Source organism: Brevibacillus laterosporus, from assembly GCF_030489605.1.
Lineage (GTDB): Bacteria > Bacillota > Bacilli > Brevibacillales > Brevibacillaceae > Brevibacillus_B > Brevibacillus_B laterosporus_E.
This window is the reverse complement of the sequence record NZ_JAUKFY010000017.1, coordinates 40,624-60,343: the sequence shown is the minus strand read 5'-3', so window position 1 is coordinate 60,343 and position 19,720 is coordinate 40,624. Positions and strand designations below refer to the sequence as shown.

At 39.2% G+C, this 19,720-nt stretch carries 22 protein-coding genes, 1 pseudogene and 1 riboswitch; of the genes and pseudogenes, 5 read left to right on the top strand and 18 right to left on the bottom strand.

Annotated elements, in window-relative coordinates; genetic code table 11:
- Positions 1-20 precede the first annotated feature (20 nt).
- The 3 genes from QZ995_RS17040 to QZ995_RS17030 all read right to left on the bottom strand — a co-directional run bounded on the left by QZ995_RS17040 (position 21) and on the right by QZ995_RS17030 (position 3,001).
- Positions 21-695: a riboflavin synthase gene (locus QZ995_RS17040; protein WP_301809094.1), complete on the bottom strand. Its 675-nt coding sequence runs from the start codon at positions 693-695 to the stop codon at positions 21-23.
- A 15-nt stretch (positions 696-710) separates the two neighbouring features.
- On the bottom strand, positions 711-1,865 hold the full coding sequence (gene ribD / locus QZ995_RS17035) for a bifunctional diaminohydroxyphosphoribosylaminopyrimidine deaminase/5-amino-6-(5-phosphoribosylamino)uracil reductase RibD (RefSeq protein ID WP_301809091.1): 1,155 nt from the start codon (positions 1,863-1,865) through the stop codon (positions 711-713).
- A 317-nt stretch (positions 1,866-2,182) separates the two neighbouring features.
- Positions 2,183-2,323, bottom strand: a riboswitch (FMN riboswitch).
- A 294-nt stretch (positions 2,324-2,617) separates the two neighbouring features.
- Complete coding sequence (locus QZ995_RS17030) at positions 2,618-3,001, bottom strand: VOC family protein (protein WP_301809089.1); 384 nt, start codon at positions 2,999-3,001, stop codon at positions 2,618-2,620.
- 328 nt (positions 3,002-3,329) lie between these two features.
- Between QZ995_RS17030 and QZ995_RS17025 the strand changes: the two genes are divergently transcribed.
- The 5 genes and pseudogenes from QZ995_RS17025 (at position 3,330) to nadE (ending at position 7,899) form a co-directional block, all read left to right on the top strand.
- Positions 3,330-4,106 (top strand): NUDIX hydrolase, encoded by a 777-nt coding sequence (locus tag QZ995_RS17025; RefSeq protein ID WP_301809088.1) that lies wholly within the window; start codon positions 3,330-3,332, stop codon positions 4,104-4,106.
- Between the two features lie 75 nt (positions 4,107-4,181).
- Positions 4,182-4,735 (top strand): annotated as a pseudogene (locus QZ995_RS17020) (cysteine hydrolase family protein).
- Between the two features lie 53 nt (positions 4,736-4,788).
- Positions 4,789-6,423 (top strand): nicotinate phosphoribosyltransferase, encoded by a 1,635-nt coding sequence (locus QZ995_RS17015; protein WP_301809086.1) that lies wholly within the window; start codon positions 4,789-4,791, stop codon positions 6,421-6,423.
- Positions 6,424-6,437: 14 nt separating this feature from the next.
- Complete coding sequence (gene nadD / locus QZ995_RS17010) at positions 6,438-7,076, top strand: nicotinate (nicotinamide) nucleotide adenylyltransferase (RefSeq protein WP_301809085.1); 639 nt, start codon at positions 6,438-6,440, stop codon at positions 7,074-7,076.
- Between the two features lies 1 nt (position 7,077).
- Positions 7,078-7,899, top strand: coding sequence for an ammonia-dependent NAD(+) synthetase (gene nadE, locus QZ995_RS17005; protein ID WP_301809083.1), 822 nt, complete (start codon positions 7,078-7,080; stop codon positions 7,897-7,899).
- Between the two features lie 92 nt (positions 7,900-7,991).
- Here nadE and QZ995_RS17000 read toward each other — a convergent pair whose 3' ends face one another.
- The 15 genes from QZ995_RS17000 to QZ995_RS16935 all read right to left on the bottom strand — a co-directional run bounded on the left by QZ995_RS17000 (position 7,992) and on the right by QZ995_RS16935 (position 19,669).
- Positions 7,992-8,888 (bottom strand): macrolide 2'-phosphotransferase, encoded by an 897-nt coding sequence (locus QZ995_RS17000; RefSeq protein ID WP_301809213.1) that lies wholly within the window; start codon positions 8,886-8,888, stop codon positions 7,992-7,994.
- Positions 8,889-9,567: 679 nt separating this feature from the next.
- Positions 9,568-10,347: a TrmB family transcriptional regulator gene (locus QZ995_RS16995; RefSeq protein ID WP_301809081.1), complete on the bottom strand. Its 780-nt coding sequence runs from the start codon at positions 10,345-10,347 to the stop codon at positions 9,568-9,570.
- A gap of 202 nt (positions 10,348-10,549) precedes the next feature.
- Complete coding sequence (locus QZ995_RS16990; protein ID WP_301809079.1) at positions 10,550-10,939, bottom strand: DUF6941 family protein; 390 nt, start codon at positions 10,937-10,939, stop codon at positions 10,550-10,552.
- Positions 10,940-10,965: 26 nt separating this feature from the next.
- Positions 10,966-11,382: a hypothetical protein gene (locus QZ995_RS16985; RefSeq protein ID WP_301809077.1), complete on the bottom strand. Its 417-nt coding sequence runs from the start codon at positions 11,380-11,382 to the stop codon at positions 10,966-10,968.
- The gene (locus QZ995_RS16980; RefSeq protein ID WP_366919709.1) at positions 11,379-11,909 is read right to left on the bottom strand and encodes a MauE/DoxX family redox-associated membrane protein; all 531 of its coding nucleotides are present in this window, start codon (positions 11,907-11,909) and stop codon (positions 11,379-11,381) included. Before QZ995_RS16980 ends, QZ995_RS16985 begins: the two co-directional genes overlap by 4 nt.
- Complete coding sequence (locus QZ995_RS16975) at positions 11,909-12,343, bottom strand: redoxin domain-containing protein (protein ID WP_301809074.1); 435 nt, start codon at positions 12,341-12,343, stop codon at positions 11,909-11,911. The genes QZ995_RS16980 and QZ995_RS16975 overlap by 1 nt, the downstream gene beginning before the upstream one ends.
- A gap of 4 nt (positions 12,344-12,347) precedes the next feature.
- Positions 12,348-14,198: an ABC transporter ATP-binding protein gene (locus tag QZ995_RS16970; RefSeq protein ID WP_301809070.1), complete on the bottom strand. Its 1,851-nt coding sequence runs from the start codon at positions 14,196-14,198 to the stop codon at positions 12,348-12,350.
- Positions 14,195-14,686 (bottom strand): hypothetical protein, encoded by a 492-nt coding sequence (locus tag QZ995_RS16965; protein WP_301809068.1) that lies wholly within the window; start codon positions 14,684-14,686, stop codon positions 14,195-14,197. The genes QZ995_RS16970 and QZ995_RS16965 overlap by 4 nt, the downstream gene beginning before the upstream one ends.
- Positions 14,687-14,775: 89 nt before the next feature.
- Entirely contained in the window at positions 14,776-14,928 is a 153-nt protein-coding gene (locus QZ995_RS23870) for a laterosporulin family class IId bacteriocin (protein ID WP_366919708.1), read from the bottom strand.
- A 253-nt stretch (positions 14,929-15,181) separates the two neighbouring features.
- Positions 15,182-15,859: a helix-turn-helix transcriptional regulator gene (locus QZ995_RS16960; RefSeq protein WP_301809067.1), complete on the bottom strand. Its 678-nt coding sequence runs from the start codon at positions 15,857-15,859 to the stop codon at positions 15,182-15,184.
- 382 nt (positions 15,860-16,241) lie between these two features.
- On the bottom strand, positions 16,242-17,174 hold the full coding sequence (locus QZ995_RS16955; protein WP_301809066.1) for a hypothetical protein: 933 nt from the start codon (positions 17,172-17,174) through the stop codon (positions 16,242-16,244).
- A gap of 144 nt (positions 17,175-17,318) precedes the next feature.
- Entirely contained in the window at positions 17,319-17,855 is a 537-nt protein-coding gene (locus QZ995_RS16950; protein ID WP_301809065.1) for a DUF4241 domain-containing protein, read from the bottom strand.
- A gap of 171 nt (positions 17,856-18,026) precedes the next feature.
- Entirely contained in the window at positions 18,027-18,320 is a 294-nt protein-coding gene (locus tag QZ995_RS16945) for a hypothetical protein (protein ID WP_301809063.1), read from the bottom strand.
- 236 nt (positions 18,321-18,556) lie between these two features.
- Positions 18,557-18,976 carry a MarR family winged helix-turn-helix transcriptional regulator gene (locus QZ995_RS16940; RefSeq protein ID WP_301809062.1) on the bottom strand — a complete coding sequence of 140 codons (420 nt, stop codon included), beginning with the start codon at positions 18,974-18,976 and terminating at the stop codon, positions 18,557-18,559.
- A 207-nt stretch (positions 18,977-19,183) separates the two neighbouring features.
- Positions 19,184-19,669 (bottom strand): GAF domain-containing protein, encoded by a 486-nt coding sequence (locus QZ995_RS16935; RefSeq protein ID WP_301809061.1) that lies wholly within the window; start codon positions 19,667-19,669, stop codon positions 19,184-19,186.
- Positions 19,670-19,720: the final 51 nt, after the last annotated feature.

Sequence of the window (19,720 nt, the reverse complement as noted above, 5' to 3'; positions counted from 1 at the left end):
TTCCCTCCTAGCCATTGGTATTAGACAAACCCATTGTCACGTAAAAAGCTTTCTGTTACAGAATGTTGCTTGTTGCGAGCTGAATGCAGTGAATGGATTACATTTCCTTGAGAAGCTAGTAGCCGTTCCACATATTTACCAATTACATCATTTTCAAGATTTACGAAGTCCCCCACCTGTTTCTTTTCGAGCGTAGTAACTGCTGCTGTATGCGGAATGATCGATATGGAAAAGGAGTTGGCTTTGATGTCAACCACTGTTAAGCTTATTCCATCTACTGTAATAGAGCCTTGGGGAATGAGATAACGCTGGATATCTGCTCCTGCTTCTATTTCAAAGAGAATGGCAGTTTCATTTTGCCTTTTTGATAAGATTCTTCCTTTGCCATCAACATGCCCTGATACCAGATGGCCACCTAATCTGTCGCTTAGAGACATCGCCCGTTCCAAATTTACCAGCTCGCCATTACGGAGCTCACCCAGATTCGTTCTTTTCAGCGTCTCTGGCATAACATCAACTGCAAAGCCGTTGGCGGTGAACTCGGTAACCGTTAAACAAACTCCGTTTACTGCAATGGAATCACCTATTTTACTTCCCGCTACAACCAGACTGGCTTTTATATGCAGACTGCCAGCCTTTTGACTGGCTAAAAATCCAGTGATCGTACCTACTTCCTCAATTATCCCCGTGAACATGATCGTCCTCACTCCTTATGAATTGCTATGATCTGTCCAAAGTGGGTAACCCGTTATCCTTACTTCCTGTTCACTCACCTTTTCTACTGCTACATCTCTGAGTCGAATCGCATCTTTCATCAAAAGAATGCCATTTCCTCCGTAGGCGACTGGAGACTCCACGCCACCCACAAGTGTAAAAGCGACATAGGCTATTACCTTTTGGATCGCTTGTGCCTCTAAAAACGTCCCGCTTATCTTGCTGCCACCTTCTACAAGTACCGAAACAATTTCTGCCTCTCCCAAGGTTTGAAGGACAAATGGTATCGTTATTTGATCCTCTTGCTGCACCGTAATCCGAATTCCTTTTGCGCGCAGGAAATCTACTTTTTGCTGCGAAGCTCTTCTTGTGGTAAAAATCCAGACTGGCGATGCAGTATCCCTGAGAATCGCAGCTGTTTTTGGAATACGAAGAGTTTGATCAAGAACGACTCGTATCGGTTGCCTTCCATTTTCATACAACCGGGCTGTTAGTAAGGGATCATCTTTTATCACCGTGTTTATGCCCACTAAAATTGCGTCAGACTTAGCCCGTTCCTCATGAACTTCCCTGCGTGCCAATTCACTCGTTATCCATTTGCTATCCCCGGTTGCTGTAGCCAGCTTTCCATCCAATGTACTGGCTGTCTTTAACGTAACAAACGGCCTTTTCGTATGAATATAATGAAAAAACGACTCATTGCATTCTCGTGCTTCCTTTTCTAATACACCGACCTGTACATCGATACCCGCATTTTTTAAAGCTGCTAAACCTTTACCAGCCACCAGCGGATTGGGATCTTCTGTAGCAATGACAACCCGTTCCACTCCTGCATCTAGTAGCGCTTTTACGCAGGGTGGTGTTTTCCCATAATGACTGCATGGCTCCAAGGTTACGTATACAGTCGCCCCCGCTGCCTTTTCCCCAGCCATCCGTAAGGCATGAATTTCAGCGTGAGGCTCGCCTGCTCGCAGATGGGCTCCTAGACCAACAATGCTCCCATTTTTCACAATCACAGCACCCACTGTAGGATTCGGAGATGTCTGATGCCTCACTCCTTCTGCCAATTGGATCGCTATCTTCATAAAAGCTTTATCCAACTGGGCTTGATTCTCATATTCGCTCCTCTTCCTTTCGTGAGGCTCGTTCATAAGCGTTCCTCCTTTCTGCATTTTTCCGTTCTGTGTATATTGCTTTTACTCTTGCAAACGCACCTTGGTTATTTTCATAACCGATTTTTTACAATAAAAAATGCCCTTTTTCAGAAAAAGGGCATAGAGAAATACAGCCTACCGTCGTATTTTTCAAAAAACGGATACACAAAGAGTTACACCACCGCAAATAGATCATGCCTTGAAAGACATAATTGAATATATCTAAATAAACCGTCTTTTCATGTATAAAAAAACAGTCTGCGATGGCCACCACAATCGAAGTCTTGTATCCTCGTTGAAAAATGTGATAAGCCTTGTACCTTCTCCCATCCGGACTATACCGTCGGCCTTGGATTTTCACCAAGTCAGTCGCAAAAAACGGTTTGCGAGTCGCGGGCTCAGACATAATCGTCATTACCGCCGGTCGGGAATTTCACCCTGCCCTGAAGGTGGTTATGCAATTGCCTGTAGTATATCACAAGTATCTACGCATGGGAACGGATACTTTTCTGACTTCTTGTCGATACCCTTGGATTTTGTTGCATGCTAAACCTGCAGCTTGGTCTTCTTAGTAACGCCAAAAATGTTGTGTTTTACGCTAAAAACCTACGTCCTTCTATCTGATAGTCACTACTTTTCCAACGTCTGATACCGGCAGTCCTCAATATGGGGAATACGTTTAATTATGCTGTCGGATAAGGAACACTAGTAATATATCTTCCAAACCGATTTTACTTAGTATTTGTATGTCATCCCTGAAAAAGTTGGATAAGATTGCCGCATGTATCATGAAACACAGCAATAGAGGTTTCTTCTAAATCTACAGGCTTCATCTTAAACACTACACCCAGCCTTAGCAGTCTTTCATACTCTTTGTGAATATCGTCAACAGCAAACGTCATTAGAGGAATTCCTGCCTTAAACATCTCCTTTTGGAATGTTTCGGCGGCAGGATGCCCAAGTGGTTCCAAAAGCAATTCAATATCTTCCGGTCCTTCTGGCGAAACAACCGTTATCCATTTATAATCTCCTGCTGGCAAGTCTCTTTTTTTCACAAAGCCTAAAACTTCTGTATAAAATGAAAGAGCCCTTTCCTGGTCATTGACAAATATACTCGTTAGTTTAATTTTCATTGAAATTCCCTTTCCTGTAAGATAAATTCAAGCTGAACACGAAGTATATACCAAAATGGAACGAATTTGTGCCTTCATTCATTTCTATTATTGATCAAACTGTCTCTTCTATTCCAACTCCTTAAAACGACCGATCGGCCTTTCCCCTTCCCTAATTTTTTCAAAAGTATTGAGATATATCCTTAGCCACATACAAGATTAAATCCAGCTCCTTTCTCATAAGCAAAGAATGTATGTAAAAAATCCCGTTTTTTACACAGTCGTATTGACAATATGAAAATAACCATATAAAATATCCTCAAGAACACGTAGAAAGGAGCTTCTTACTTTGCAAATTCCTCCAAAGGAAACGCCAGTCTATCGATCACCTGATGGCTTACCTACCGACATTTGTATATTAACGATTACATCGGAGCCCAGAAAAGATACCAAGCACAAATCACTTCCCGATCGTAAGTTAAAAATATTGCTGATTCAGCGTGATCCACAAAGTGATCGCTTTCCAGGGTATTGGGCTTTTCCAGGTGGTTTTCTCAATGAACACGAAACGCTTGATCAATGTGCTGAACGTGAGCTGCGTGAGGAAACGCATATCTTAAATGAGAAGGTACATATTAAACAGCTAAAAGCCTACTATACTCCAGGCCGTGATCCTGGTGGATGGATTCCAACCGTTGCCTATTATGCCCTTGTTAATGAGCAGGCATTGACTGGATTTAAGGCTGATGACGATGCTGTAGATGCGCGTTTATTCACGGTTGAGGAAGCAATGTCCATGAAATTGGCGTTTGACCACAGCGAAATCTTGAAGGATGCTTTGCAAAAAATCCAAGAGATTATGGTTCAGACTAATATTGCGAAAGAATTTCTACCCGAAGAGTTTACCTTATCTGAACTGCTTCAGGTCATAGAAACGGTCGTACCTGATTTTAAAGTAGATCGCTCTAACTTTAGCAGGCGCTTGGTGTCTACTATAAATCGAAAAGGAATTATTGAAGAAGTCAGAGATGCTGAGGGTTCCGCTAAATACTCGAATAAATACTCACAAAACCCAGCCAAACTATATAAATTTACTGATTATGTGCCATTTGTGAGCATCTATTAATCCTTCTTTTTTTAATCTTTTATATAGTCATATTAACCATGTTAAATCAATCACTTAAAATGGAGGTATTTATTTATGAGTCAAAAAGCTATCCTGATCATCGATTACACAAATGATTTCGTTGCAACCAATGGTGCTTTGACATGCGGAGAACCTGCCCAAAAAATTGAAAAGCGTATTGTTCAACTTACCAATCACTTTCTACAGAACGGTGAATTTGTGGTAATGGCTGTGGATGCACACAAGGAAATTGATCCATTTCATCCTGAATCGACGCTCTATCCCCCCACAATATAATCGGGAGTAAGGGACGCGAATTATATGGCGAGCTACACAGCCTCTATAAACAAAAGGAAGCGTTCATTTATTGGATGGATAAAACAAGATACAGTGCATTTGAAGGAACTGACTTATCACTACAATTGCATACGCGCGGCATTCGCCAAATTCATCTTGTCGGAACATGCACTGATATATGTATTCTCCATACAGCCGTATCTGCTTGGTATCTTGGCTTCAAGGTGATTATTCATGAGGATGCGGTTGCAAGCTTCAACCCTGTAGGACACGATTGGGCATTACAGCACTTTAAAAACCAAATGGGAATTCAGGTCGCAAATAATTATTGACCATTAATGTATGCTTTTTTCTCAAACAGCCAAAATGAGGGGACTGGCCGAAAATGACAAAAACAATCTTTGATATTGTTGATCCAAAAAAATATCGCTATATCCATATGTGCCGCTTCTGTAAGCAGCCTGCTTTTAGAATGACAATTGAAGAAACTCCCTGCCCTATTTGCGGAAAACAAGAATTTGAAATCCTTCCCTTTTATGATCCCTCCAGAGACTACGGTCTTGATGTAGATGAATATGCAATTACCATGATGTATGCTTTATACAAAAAAAATCTACACCGCACGATAGTTGTATTTGATGATTTTTATCGTAAAGCTCCTTTTGTTAAGCCAAGCAGTGATTTTACTGGAGAGTTAGGGGGATACGTTGCTTTTGGAGGACTAGAACAGTTAATTGATATTGTAGAGAATCTATACTTTAATGAAAATGACATTGAATATCTGCGTTCCAAGGGCTTGTATGAGGAAGCCTTCCTGTCAGAACTTCGCTCACTACGTTTTACAGGGAGCTTGCATGCAATGAAAGAAGGACAAATTGTCTTTCCAAACACTCCTTACATACGAATGATTGCCCCTATCATGGAGTGTATTTGGATCGAAGCTCAATTGCTTAATACAGTCAACAGTGAATCCCTGCTCATGACAAAAGCGTCTCGAATTGTGACAGCAACAGATGGGCAAAGTGTTATTGAAATGGGAAAAAGACGTGCTCAGGGACGCGATGCATCCGTACAAGGAGCTAGATCAGCTTATATCGCTGGATTTGACTACACCTCGAATATGAAAGCTGGGAAAAAATATGGTGTTCCTACTGCAGGTACACATGCTCATTTATTTGTTCAATTTTTCCCAAATGAACTAGATGCCTTTCTCGCCTTTGCTGAGGTTTTCCCCGCTAAGAGTATCCTTCTAGTCGATACTTTTGATGTTTTAGGTTCAGGTATCCCAAATGCGATTAAAGTGGCTAAACGGATGGAGGAACATGGACAGAAGCTTACCGGCATTCGTTTAGATAGCGGCGATTTAGCCTTCTTGTCCAAGAGAGCGCGAAAAATGCTGGATAATGCGGGTTTTCCCTATGTAAAAATTGCTGCCTCCAGTGACCTCGATGAGCATACGATTACCTCTCTTAAGCATCAAGGAGCTAAAATTGATATTTGGGGCATTGGAACCAAATTTATCACTGCCTATGATACTCCTGCCCTAGGTGGGGTACACAAAATTGTTGCAAGAAGAACCGAAAAGGACTGGGTGGCTCTCATTAAAGTCTCTGAAAATATAGACAAGATTATTAATCCTGGTTGCAAAAAAACCTATCGGATATACGATCAGGATGGTATGGCAAAAGGTGATTATATTTGCCTCGAGCATGAGAATATTCAAGGCCTCGAGGAGATTCAACTAAAGCATCCAGTGAATCCGTTAAAAATGAAGCGCGTACGTCATTTTACAGCAGTCGAGCTATTAGTTCCTATTTTTGAAGGAGGAAAGCTGGTTTATGATAATCCATCTCTGGAAGAAATCAAGAAGTTCCATCAAGCCCAAAAGAATACATTCTGGGAGGAATATCTTCGCTTAGACAATCCAGAGGTATATCCCGTTACTTTATCTGATGAATTACGGGAGCTGAAAAAGAAGATGATTAACGAAATACGCGAGCTTGCTCTCATAGAATCTTAAAGGAGGAAACGTTCATGCGATATGGCATTTACGGAAGTAGCTTTGATCCTATTACCTATTCACATCTTTTTACAGCTGCTGCTGTGGCAAAACGTAAACGTCTGGACAAAGTGTTTTTTATTCCCTGCTCTTCCCTGCGTAGAGATAAGGTACTCCAAACGGAAGATCGCCACCGATTAAACATGCTTCAGCTTGCCTTGGAAACGTGCAAAAACAAGAAAAATCGTTTTGGGGAACCTTTATTTGAAATCTCTACCGTTGAAATGAACGCGTTACCTGGCGAAACATATACCTATGACACAATGAATCATTTCAAAAATCTGTATCCGCAAGATGAAATCTTTTTTATCATGGGAGCAGATCTGCTAGAAGGTATATCCTCCTGGGGGAATGCTGAAAAATTGGTGAAAAACAACAAGTTTATTGTCATGGCAAGAGAAGGCTATCACTCTGATGATTTAATTGCTAAGGATCCCTTGTTACGCAATAATGATGAAAATTTCCTGACAATGTCAAAAGGAATCAGTATGGGTATTAGCTCCAGCTACATTCGCGGTGAGCTTCGCAATGATGGTGAAGCTAGTTTTCTCCTGCCTGAGGAGGTTTTAGATTACATCAAGGAACATCAATTATATGTGAGCGAGGTACGTTGAGATGACGAAACAAACAGAAATGATCAAAAAGCTGCATGTTCATGTAGATGCACAGCCCGAACGTGAATTTCGTGACAGGGTAGATTTTTTAAAGCAGTACCTTCTTACATCTGGAGCTAATGGATACATTGCGGGAGTAAGCGGCGGAATTGATTCTACCTTGACGGGTATCATGGCCCGGGTTGCTTGCGATGAGCTTACTCATGCGACGGATAAACGATATCATTTCGTGGCTGTTCGTCTTCCCTACGGAACTCAAATAGATGAAGCTGACGCCCAAAAAGCACTTCAATTCATCAAGCCACATCAGAATATGATGGTTAATATCAAGCCGGCCGTTGATACTTCTCTTGAACAGCTTAAACAATCAACGGGAATTGATCTGTCAGATTTTCACAAGGGTAATGCGAAGGCAAGAGAACGCATGAAGGTTCAATATGACATAGCCGGCCACTTAGGACTATTAGTTCTTGGGACTGATCAGGCTGTCGAAGCAACTACCGGATTTTTCACTAAATATGGAGACGGAGGCGCTGACGTAGTCCCCCTTTCCGGTCTGACCAAGGGGCAAGTAAGACAAATCCTGCAAGATCTTGGAGCGCCTGATATTTTATATTTAAAAATTCCTACAGCCGATCTTGAAGATGACCGTCCTCAATTACCTGATGAAACCGCCCTTGGTTTTTCTTACGATGATTTAGACAACTATTTAACCCTGAAGCCTGTATCTGCTGAAATCGCGGAAAAAATCGAAGAAAAGTATGATAAAACCGAGCACAAGCGCCGCTTACCTGTAACTCCATTCGATGTCTGGTGGAGGTAAAAAAGCCCCCTCCGAAAAAGCATGCTTTTTCGGAGGGGCACCTTTTGCAATCAACAAATTCTCATTCTGAGCCTGCTGTCTTTATTAAGAAATTATCCGCCCAGAACTTGTCTGGCCATCTCCTTGTACTCTTCTAGCCCCGATTTTTCGGCAAATTCAGCAAGGGCAACAGGATAACTAGCAGCTAATTCAATGACATGATCAGCCATATTCGGCCAAACGTCTCCACCTGCCTGCTCGTAGTAATAAATTAATCTTTGCAGTGCTTCTTCCCCAAAAGTCCGGTAATGAGCCGCAAAATCATGGGCGGGATCTGTTACCCTTGCCTCCGTCCAATCAATCAAGCCTGTTACTCGTGATGCTTCATCAACTAGGATATGTCCCGCGTGCAGGTCCCCGTGAATAAGCACCGTTTTCGGGGGCCAAAGCGTATCATTTGCAAGCCAATCTTGCCAGCGATTCCAGAGATCATCACTTACCCCAAATGTCATTTTGACTTTATCCATCCTCGCTTTCATCAAGGACCTTGCTTCTTCAGCAGTCTCCAGTTCTATCCCCGCCTCTCTGCAAGCGTTCGGATTAATCCGATGCAGGGAGGCGATTGCAAAGGCGAGCGTTTCATGAAATGCATCTGGTACATTTTTTTCGTCAATTTCCCAAATATATACCTTTGCTTCTGGAACAATCGTTCCTGCTGGTACACCTTTTAACAACGGGTATGCAATCAGCTCTTCTGAGTAAATTCTCCAATTCGGAACTTCTACTGACACTCTCGATTTTATCAGGTTTAGAATCTGCCTCTCTTTTTTTGCCGAGGGTAGCACATCTATTCGTCTTGGATACCGTAACGCCCATTGTACCCCATTCAGATCGTGCGCCATAACAACCTGAAAATCTAAACCAGAATCATTTCTCTGTAACGAATCCTCTTTTAGCAGCAGTCCATGCTTCTTCGCATCTGCCAGGATTTGCTCGTCTGTTTTTATCATCATATGCTTCACGTCCTTTATTTTGGTATTTTTACACCCGAAACCAAATCATAACTATCAAAACAAAATACACAGGCATTGCTGCCTGTGCTGGAGTAACGGGAAAAGAACACCAAAAATAAGTCGGGGGCCATTTACCTTGTTCATGTGAGACGTTGCGATACAAGGTAACGTGTAAATACTAGGTGCAAAGCCTACTCTTTACTAGCTATCTGACAGTAAACAGCGCGCTTTTATCCCAAAATGATGATTTTGTGATTAAACGTGTCTCTTGGCTTACATAAACTTACAATACAAAAAAAAACAGACACCGAATGTCCATCCTTTTTTCATATCGTTCTCATAGAGTTTTCCTATAAAAAGGCAGACTAATCCCGATTACTCTACACACAGGCAGAGCCTTTGATCACTATTAAATTAGTGGGCCAAAGTAGTAAATCGGAATCTTATGTATGCCATGAGAAAACCCTCCGTTCAATAAATTTGTTTCAGAATACCATAAGTCTTAAAAAAATACAATCTTCTCTTGCTTAAATCGCTGCGTCAGCGCCTTTCAAAATTTTGTTCCCTTTTTACAATTCCCAAAAACCCTAATGAATTACGAAGCTCATTAGCAGCCACTAACAGCTATATGTAAACAGGAGCAACAATTAGTTGTTATCAGGAAGTAAGGGACACATTATATTTTATCCCTGTAAGGTTCAATAATCATATTGTAGTCCTTACCGTATTTATTATGAAATTGCTCTTTAAAATCGCGTTCCACCCGTTCCATGATGACATCATGATAAAAGGCGTTTTGCAAAAGCTCAATCACAGATGGATGATCCGTTTCTAAAGCTGACAATTTCGTATCTGTAGTAAAGCTACCAATTAGACTGAAACTGCTGTCACATAGGATAGTGAATCTTCTAGCTTGCATATTCTGCCATTCATCGCTACGTCTGTGAACATGTACATGCCTTAGTGGACTATGACTCTCCCCAATAGTAATTAAGGTCACAAAGACACCGCGTTGTTCTGCATCAAGCAAATATTCCTCTACCCACTGAACATCCTCCGACCATATATCCACTACTATACTGTTCTGGGCATGCAAAATTAATCGTTTAATAGCTTTTTTTACTGCTTCCTTTCCCTGCCACGAATAAAAAGAGGAAGCCGGTCGAGGTGGTGTTTTTAATTCTTGCGATAATTTCGTTGTTGTTTTTTCAAAATCGTATTGTAAAACCTTAATTAGTTGCTCGATAGGAACTGCGTCATAGAGAACAGGATCACCTTCAATGGCTCTGCATATGCCACGCTCTGTTAGAGAGCGTAAAGCTGCATAGACATTCGTTCGCGATACGGATACTCTTTTCGCAACCTCATACCCGGATATCTTTGGTTCCTCATGTAGAGCTAAAAAGCACCTTGCCTCCAAGTCCGATAGTCCAATTTTGCGTAATTCGTCAACCAAAAGACGAGCCCTCCCTTAACGTTTTTAGTAGTATGTAAAAACACTACTTCTTTATGTACACGAAGTCAAGATGTAATTCAATTTATCTTATATAAAGTAGACGATGTTATTCACTCAAAAATAAAAAGCTACCATATGAGTTAGGTAGCTTCATAAAATGATCATTCACTATCTATTGCAATAAAAAGCAGGCTTCCTATTCCTATGACGCTTGCTCCAGCCGTACATGAACTGGATGAGTTGTAATCACTTCTCCATCATAATATAGCTCTGCTGTATATGTTCCTTCCAAGCTAAGTACCATAGACATTTTTAACGATGTTTCCATTTCAGAGGATTGCTCATTCTGGCGTTCATGATACATTGTGATGGGACTCGAAATCCCAACATCTTTTCCATTCCGGTCTTTGATTTTCAATTGAAGTTCAAAGGTTGCCTGATCAGGTAATTCTTTTAGCGCGATAAACATCTGAAAAGCATACACGTAGGGTAATGCTGGAATCGTGATGTCATGAAGGATATGCCCTATGTCATGTTTTTTAAGTTCCTTGTTAAAATTGATGTGATCTACTACTACCAATTGACTATGCATGTATGACAAACACCTCGCTTGTAATCTTAATACGTATGAAAGCGTACGATCGATATTTTCTTGAAAATCTCTTGGTAAGTAAGAAAAGCAGGAAAAGCTGTAATCCCTAAATCATCAGACATGATACCCTGTTCATCAACTCGTAGCTTCGCATGCTCATTGATTTGACGTGAAAAGACCCTTGCCTTCCATTCAGGCGCCTTATAGATGATATAGATCTGATATTCAGGGAAGCGACGGCTGATTTCCGCAAGATATTCAGCATTGCTAGGATCAGTATAAGCTAGAAAGAGAAAAATACTTTTGTCATGCAATTCCGTAATCTCGTCACTGCCAGAAACATAGATTTGAAGATACCTTTTATAATAGAAGGCTTTTGTTAACTTCATCCCGATGATCAAAACAAGTATGATGCCCCAAATACTTAGCAAGAAACTCATCATAGCACTATCATCCTTATTTTCTTTCTCAGTTTAGATAAAATGTGCAATTCCTTGTAAATAGGTATGAAAAACGCTGCTACAATAAGATACGGCATGATCTGCTCAGGGGTATTTGGTATCCCCTCTAGCTGATTAGCTATCCAAAAACCTCCGATGGCTCCAAGCAATAACAAGCAATTCCGCAGGATGGCAAGTTTTATGTTTGTCTTTTTGGCACTACCCCCAAAGCAGCTACAGGCAAAGCTTTTTTTCTGCTTACTAGCTCGTATGAAAAGTCCAATAAAAAAAATCATCAGCAAGCCAGTCAGGATAAAAGCTGCATGTAAAAAAACAAGCTGAGCAAAACAAATCGCTAAAGCAAATTCCATAAGAATAACCAAAAAAGAGCTGATCATCACATATTTTCTCGATATAACATCAAAGTGTACAATCGATTGTCTGAATTCAAACAATGAAAAGCACTTTGTAACAGCGGAAACAAAGAACATGAACGCAAAACCATATGGAAGTAAGAGCAGATATGACATCATAGGAGTCTTACACTTTCTAGAATTTTATGAAAATCTTCTGCCCTGTAGATATCTCCTTTACTAATAATCACACCCTTTGAATCAGCAAGAAGAAGGAACGGGTGATAGCTAACCTTAAAGATTTTGTTCATTTCCTGATGTTTCAATTGAATCACAGGGAAATCCCATTCAAAATAATCTACCATCTCAGCGTGATCCTCGATTTCTCCATCCGAAAAGAGATAAAGCTGCATATTCTGATTCTGACTTATCGATCGAAGGTGGGGTAATAAATCGATACAATATGAACAAAAGACGGAGACGAAAACTAAAGCCGCCCCCTTAGGGGAAAAGTTCAGCTCTAGTTGTGATGAATCCCAATTTGTGAAGTGAACGTGTGGAATCGTTGTGCCTATTTCTAAACCGGTATCACGAACTAGTTTTTTTGACATCGTATTATGGCCCCCTATTTTCGTAGACTAATTCTGAATTATACCACTCGCTTTGGCGTTCCCAGGTTCGATAGTATTCACCCTTTGCATCCATTAATTGCTGGTGAGTTCCTTGCTCAATAATACTTCCTTCCCTCATGTAATAGATGCGATCTACCTTTTTCCCGATTCCAATTCGATGAGAAATGATGAAGAGTGTCTTATCCTTCGCTAGCTCCAGGATATCGTCAAATACCTTCACTTCACTGTTTGGATCTAATGCCGAAGTGGGTTCATCTAAAACCATCAGATCCAGATTGCGATATAATAGTCTGGCCAGTGCAATTCTTTGCCATTGACCACCGGATAAGTCTACCGAATCCTCATGGATGTCTCCAAGCTTGGTAGACAAACCGTTTTTTAACCGATAAAAATCTTGTATATTCAGATGCTCAAGCAAATGATACAGCTCCTGATCATCTCTCCTTTCTACTCCCAAGCAAATATTATCCTGAATAGATACCTTGTATTTCATAAAATCCTGAAAGATTGCTCCGCAGCTTTTCCATAAACCTGCAACATCTAGTTGCTTTTGCTCCACACCATCATAAAAAATCGTGTTATCCGGCGCCTGATATAAGCCGAGCAATAGCTTGATCAGCGTAGATTTTCCAGCTGCATTGTCCCCAATAATCGCAATCTTTTCGCCTTTTTTTACCGATAGATTAATATTATGAAGTGCGGGTTCCTGCCTGTTCGGATAGGTGAAGGTTAAATCGATTACTTCTATCCCCTGCTTTAGCTGAAAATCTGTTATCGCCGCTTGTTTTTCCCCTTTGCTTGGAGTAATCAAATCTAATTTCTGATATTCATCTACATAGCGAAGATTTTCTAATAAATTTTTGCATTGAAGAAACAGAGACAAGATATTTCTTTCAGCCAATGAGGCAGCCAAGGATATTGCAACAAAATCTCCAATAGTCATCCTCTTATCCGCAACAAGGAAGACCATCATCACCATAATAATTAATCTGCTGCATACAGATAACAAACTACTAATGAATTCTGGCCTTACGTTTAATTTCGTGATTTCTATATTCATGTTCATGATGTTTGTTTTTGCTTCTAGCCATTTTTCTTTAAAAAAGAAAAAAGCCTGAAATAAGAGAAACTCTTTTTGTGCCTCTTTTCGGACTAGCAGATCGCGAAAATATGTAGATAGGTTATGAGCCCGTGCCATTTGTAAATTCATAGAAACCAGCGGATCGATAACCTTAAATACGAATATACTTTTTACAAGGGAAAACCCAATAATAATAGCACCGATAAGCCAATACCCACTTACCAGCACATAAATGGAAATTCCCCCTGTCAATAATGCTTTTACACATTGTATTCCAGTTTGAAAGGTGGCTTGTATTTTCATCAGTCCAAGCGACCATACCTGTATCTTTCCTAGAAAACTGGGATGCTCACGCTCTAGCAATTGCATACCTGCTAGCTTGTCAAATAGTTGTTGCTCCCTGTAAATCCCAAACTGTTCATCACATTTCGTATTATAGAATCGCAAGAAAAGCTCAAACGTCTCCTGAAGCAATTCGAGGAACAGCATAATTCCAATTCCAAGTAGCGCAAGATAAATTTGTGAACTGACAAGATTATCGATTGTATATTTATTCGCAACAATAATAGCGTTTGATTGCAGAGCAAGAATAATACTCAAGAAGCAGACCAAAAGCATATAGGTTTTGTTAAAATTCCAGATGATTTTACATGCATACAGAAATAATTGTTGTCTGTGTCGCATCTTTTGAACAAATCCCAAATGCTCTCGGTTGCTCGTGCTATGTACAGAACCTTTGCCATTCAGGCTCATTTTTTAACATTCTCCAAGGAGTAATAGACATTCAAAAACGGCTCCATTCTCATCTCAAGTGACTCCACTTCATTGTTAAAACTACCGCAAGTGATAATTTGGCCTACACGATTCATAGAAATCATAGTGGGAACCAACTCTATATATAATTTTTCGCCTATCTCTTTTAGATCCGTTAACTCGATCGGAATGGAAATTCCATACTCTTCTTTTATCTGCTCTTTATATTCCTCTGATCCATATAAGAAAATCAGATGAGAAAACTTATTATATTTATCAGCGAATTCTTTTATCGCATCATATTTACAAAAACTGCACGTTTCACTCATGATGTAAATAACGGTTCCGCAAGCCTCTTTACGAACCCATGTAAAATCTATGGCCGGTCCATCTTTCATTAAATTCATTTCTTCCGGAAAAAAAGTCCCGATCTTTTCCAAAAAACGATTGGGGTTTTTGAGAAATTTTTTATGATTATCTGCTTCCATCCTTTTATCCTCTCCTAATAAATAAAGGACTAGGAACACTCTATATGAATATAGAGTGTTCCTTTTCTTCCCTTATCAATGTGTAGAACCTAGCAGCTGCTACCCCACTCTGTTCTGCAATATACTTGAGAACCGTTCATGCAAATTGCATAAACATGTCTATACATTTTTTTCTCCAAACCGTGACACTGGTAATCTGTATGAGTCCAACCTGAGATTGCATCTGGACATTGGCAAGCCATATTCTTCATCCTCCATTCAAATGTTTGAATTTTTTGAATTTAATTCATTTTGTTTTGTGGTACAGTCCCCATACTCTATTCCATGGAAAAAGCGCACTAGAGATATAAAGACTTGCGAACCACTTCGAAAAATTACCATTATGAATACTGAAGTAAAACTATCAGGTTACTCAATATGGTAACTTTTACATTTTTATTATATTATATCCAATTTCATTTAAAATCACCTTCGTGGGGGATTTTTCTACTGTAGCTATACAAATGTTCTAACTAAGTCTACTCTATTATTTACTCCAACCTTATTATAAATATTTTTTACATGGGTTCGAACCGTCTCTACCGATATAAAATGATGTTTTGAAATGTCTTTAATCGAAATATTTTCAAGAAGACTATGAACAATCTCGCATTCTTTCTTGGTTAGCTGAAAATCTTTGAATTTCTTCTCCAGTTCCTGCTCTTTCCGGGAAGCACCTATATTGTTTAATTGCCATTCTACTGTTTTAATGATGTAGCAAAAAATATTCACTATGTAAGAGATATGCTCTTGTGATTGATAGTTTAAGCTGACATATCCCTTTTTTGTATTATTAATAAAGATCGGACTTCCGAGACTGATCCATCCCGGCAGTTCATTTGGAAACATTTCATCCCCATATCGAATAGCAGGATTTCTTGTAGAACTTGCCTCTTGGATCGTTTCCATTGAGAACGCTATCATTTTCTTCTTAAAAGAGTCCTCCAGCTCCCCATTCATCGTCTTTCCATCTGAGCACATGAAATCTATGCTCTTCGCATCCTTGTTTGTCACAATGAAGAAATGTGGATTACAAAAAAAAGGCTGGACAAAGTGAATTTCTTCTTTGAGATAATCGAGCAAATGGTTTATTGTCACTACCGGCATCTCTGTATGCTCTTGCAACGATAACACCTCACTAAAATTTATGTTTTAATAAAACTTAACATATATTGTAAATTAACACAAAAACGTATAACAGACATTACCTTAAAATTATATTTTATAAAAAATTACAAAATTTTATTACCAGCATAAAATTGTATCCAATCGTACGTATTCCGCGACCATACCATATATAATAAATTTTCACGAATTCCTAAAAATAAAAAACCTTTATGTTGCATGTCTTTCCAAAGAGAGAATACAACAAAAGGTTTTTTACATAGTTTTTACAGGTAATATTATTTATTTTTAAACAAAAACATTTTCTGGTTTCGTATAGATCATAAAGAAAAAATATATCACTCAACATGATAGAAAACCTGCATTTATATGAAAAATCCTCTATCTATAATCACACTTCATTTACAATATCACATAAATGAACTTTATATAAGCTATCTCCTTCTCTAAGAATCAAAACCTCCCCCCTAAAATCCCGATCATGGGACTGGATCGTCTTCCCTTCTTGATTGATAAACCTTACTTCACATTTTTGTATAAAATTACCAAAACTATTATTTTTCAATAAAATATATTCATCATGTTTACCATACCCTTTATCAAATAAGAAAAAGCTATTATAGGTAATGAAACCTGATGACCCAGATATCTTAGGATTGAAAAACTCCATTTGGTCGTTGGCTATTTTCACCAAGTGAAAGTCGGTATAGTAATAGAACCAAATCTCTTGGTCACTAACTACATTTAATGCATAACAATCATAGATATCTGCCTTATGATTTGAGAATATTTGTTTTCCTTCTTGATCCCAGGCAACCAGGCCTGAAGCTCCAATCGGATCGGCCCATCCATAATTGCCGAAGACCCCTTCACCAAAAAAACCTGTCCAAATAGTGCCGTTAGGAGATACTTGAACATGTTGAATCCCATCTCCTAGCAGCAGCTTCTTGATTAGCTTCCCGTTCAAATCAAATATTTTACCGTTCAGCTCGAAATTGTCTGGGCCAAAATACCTCGTTCTTGCACCCACTACCAACAGGTTATTGTCATTTAGGGGCTGTATAAAATGATAATGATATCGTTGTTTGGCTAGCGATGTTTCATGTACCTGGCCATCTTCAGTAATGATTAGTACTTTATAAATAAAGCAATTTGGTGTTTGAGATTGAACAAACATTCCGTTTATTCTTTCTGGTATTTTATTCACTAGTAATATGTAGATCTTGTTGTCGTAACCAATTGATGAAGTTACTATTTTATAATCCTTTGTATAGGTGCCGATATCTATAAATTCATCTAATATGTATACGATTTTTTTCTTCACGGGCTTCTCCTCTCATTCAAATATCCCTGCCACTCTTCTATGAAACTTACTTGAATTGAATATATTTGATAACGAGCAATAATAGTAGAAATATCGGAAAATAATGCAAAAAAAGGAACCGTGCAGGTCCCTTTGGATGCCAGGCTACTCCTCGTCTTCCTCCTCTTCAAGCAAATCCTCTTCAGTAATATATATTATCTGTACCGCAATTACTTTTCCTTCAGCATTTTTCGCGATAAATGCCTCATAGCCACCGTCGCCAAATCCCGAGCTAGAAACGACACCACCATTAATCACTCCAGCTTGGAGTTCACTCAATGTTTGGTCGCAGCAGGAAGAATACCATCTTTGCTCAGGCATGAATTTCGTTTCTCCCATTACAGACTCATCCACTCGATAGATTTGACGCTCAAAGATTCCCGCTTGACCACTGTCTACTCCTACAATAAAGTCACATACTTCCCAATTCGTCACCTGTTCAAGATCAATTGACTCGTGATAAGCACAAACTAAGGCACATCGCTCTCCCCAATCTCCTGTGTCTATTCGATCAATTACGCCAATCCACGTACCGACTACCGCTTCCTCTACAACTCCTGAAATGCCTTGTTCATAATTATAGCAAGGATCTGATACCACTAATGCCCCAGATGTAACTTGAAATGTCCCTAGATTAATCATTACTTCCTCGTTTCCTCCTCAAAAATGATCAACATAGACTAGTAAAAAAGTAGGAGCTTCCCAAACAGGTTGGAGAAAAAAATGATTCGAACAGCAAAAAAATGAATTCATATATCCTGTTATTCATTATACATGTTCTTTTTTCTTATATCATGAACCATTCGGTATATTTCAGCTTTTCTTAACATAGTGACAAGATATTTGAAACAGCCTCCAGCTTCGAACAGCCAGTAGTAATAAAATCCCACCAAACATTACTGCAATAAAAAAACTAGAAAGCTGTGATACCTGACCAAACTTCCAAAGGCTTATATGAATGTCAATCCCCACTATATACAGCACTCCCCCAATCACTGAGACAAAGGAGCAAATGTACATTCCTATAGAGAAGACAGCAAGTACTGGCACTGCAACCAGACCCACTACACCTCTGCACAAATATTGAAGATACTTACTTCCCATCATGTATGTCTTCCTTTCTATTACATTGAATCTTTTCAATTGAAGCAGGCAACGTCATTCCCCCAGATTCTATTTACTAGTTTTCACACAATTTAATATGTATATATTTTAGTAACTAAAATATTCCTCAGATATAATTTAATATAGATATATTTTTCTGTAAATAAAGTAAGTAGAATAAAAAAAGCTGCTCTTGATAAGAACAGCCCATCTTTCTTCGCATTCTATTTTTATTTCATCTACTCAACAATTGTTGACAATAATTCATTCACTTGTTTAAATACATTAGCCATCTCACGTAGCTTTTTCTTAGAAAAGCCTTTGAATAGTTCGTTTATTTTATCTTGTCCTTTTTCTGTAAGAACTACCAAAACCACTCTACGATCCTCTTTGGTCCGAATTCTACTAACGAGACCAAGCTCTTCTAATTTGTCACACATCGAGGTTGCCGCACCCGCTGTAATGAGAAATCGTTCAGCGATTTCGGTGATTCTTAGACTATTCATTAGTTTCAAGCCGACTAACAACATTACATGATTTTGTGATAAAACGTCATCTTTGACAAAAAGATCCATAAAAGCTTTAGATTTTTGCTGCACACCACTCATTTCGATCATCAATGTTTGGATTTCATGAGCAACAGAATGATTATCTTCCAAAATGACTACCACCTTATTTTACATACTAAAAATTTAATTGAGTAAAATATATAAAAGAGGTAGAGTGTTGTCAAGAATTCGTGGTATTTGTCAGATAGGCCTTACCACCATACCCATTCGTTATGTACCAAAAAGAAACCAAGCGCGCTTGTTCATGAGACGCTTGGTTGTTAGTCATTTCTATTCTGCTATCTCTTTTGTTTTATTCTACAAACACTTTGCTACACGTAGGACAAATTCTTCTAAATACTTCTCGTCTGTTTCGTCAAAACGATCTGTAATCGGGCTGTCGATATCGAGCACCCCATAGATTTCTTCCCCTTTAAAAATGGGAATAACAATTTCAGAGCGAGATGCCGCATCGCAAGCAATATGGCCTGGGAAAGCATGGACATCTGCTACTCTCATCGTGCATCGTTTCAAAACTGCTGTTCCACACACTCCCCTCCCTGTTGGAATACGTGTGCAAGCCGGCAGTCCTTGGAAAGGACCAAGAATTAGTAAGTCTTGCTCCTTGTCATATAGGTAGAACCCTACCCAATTTACTTCCGTCAAAAATTGATTTAATAAAGCAGTTGCATTACTCAGATTAGCGAGCACATTGGGCTCCCCATCTACTAATGCATCTAGCTGTTTTAAAAGAAGCTCATAGTTCTCTTGTTTATTGCCTGTATATCCCTCTGCTTGAAACATGGATGCCGTCACCTCACGATTATAATAGCAAAATGAGATTGTCAGTTAGAA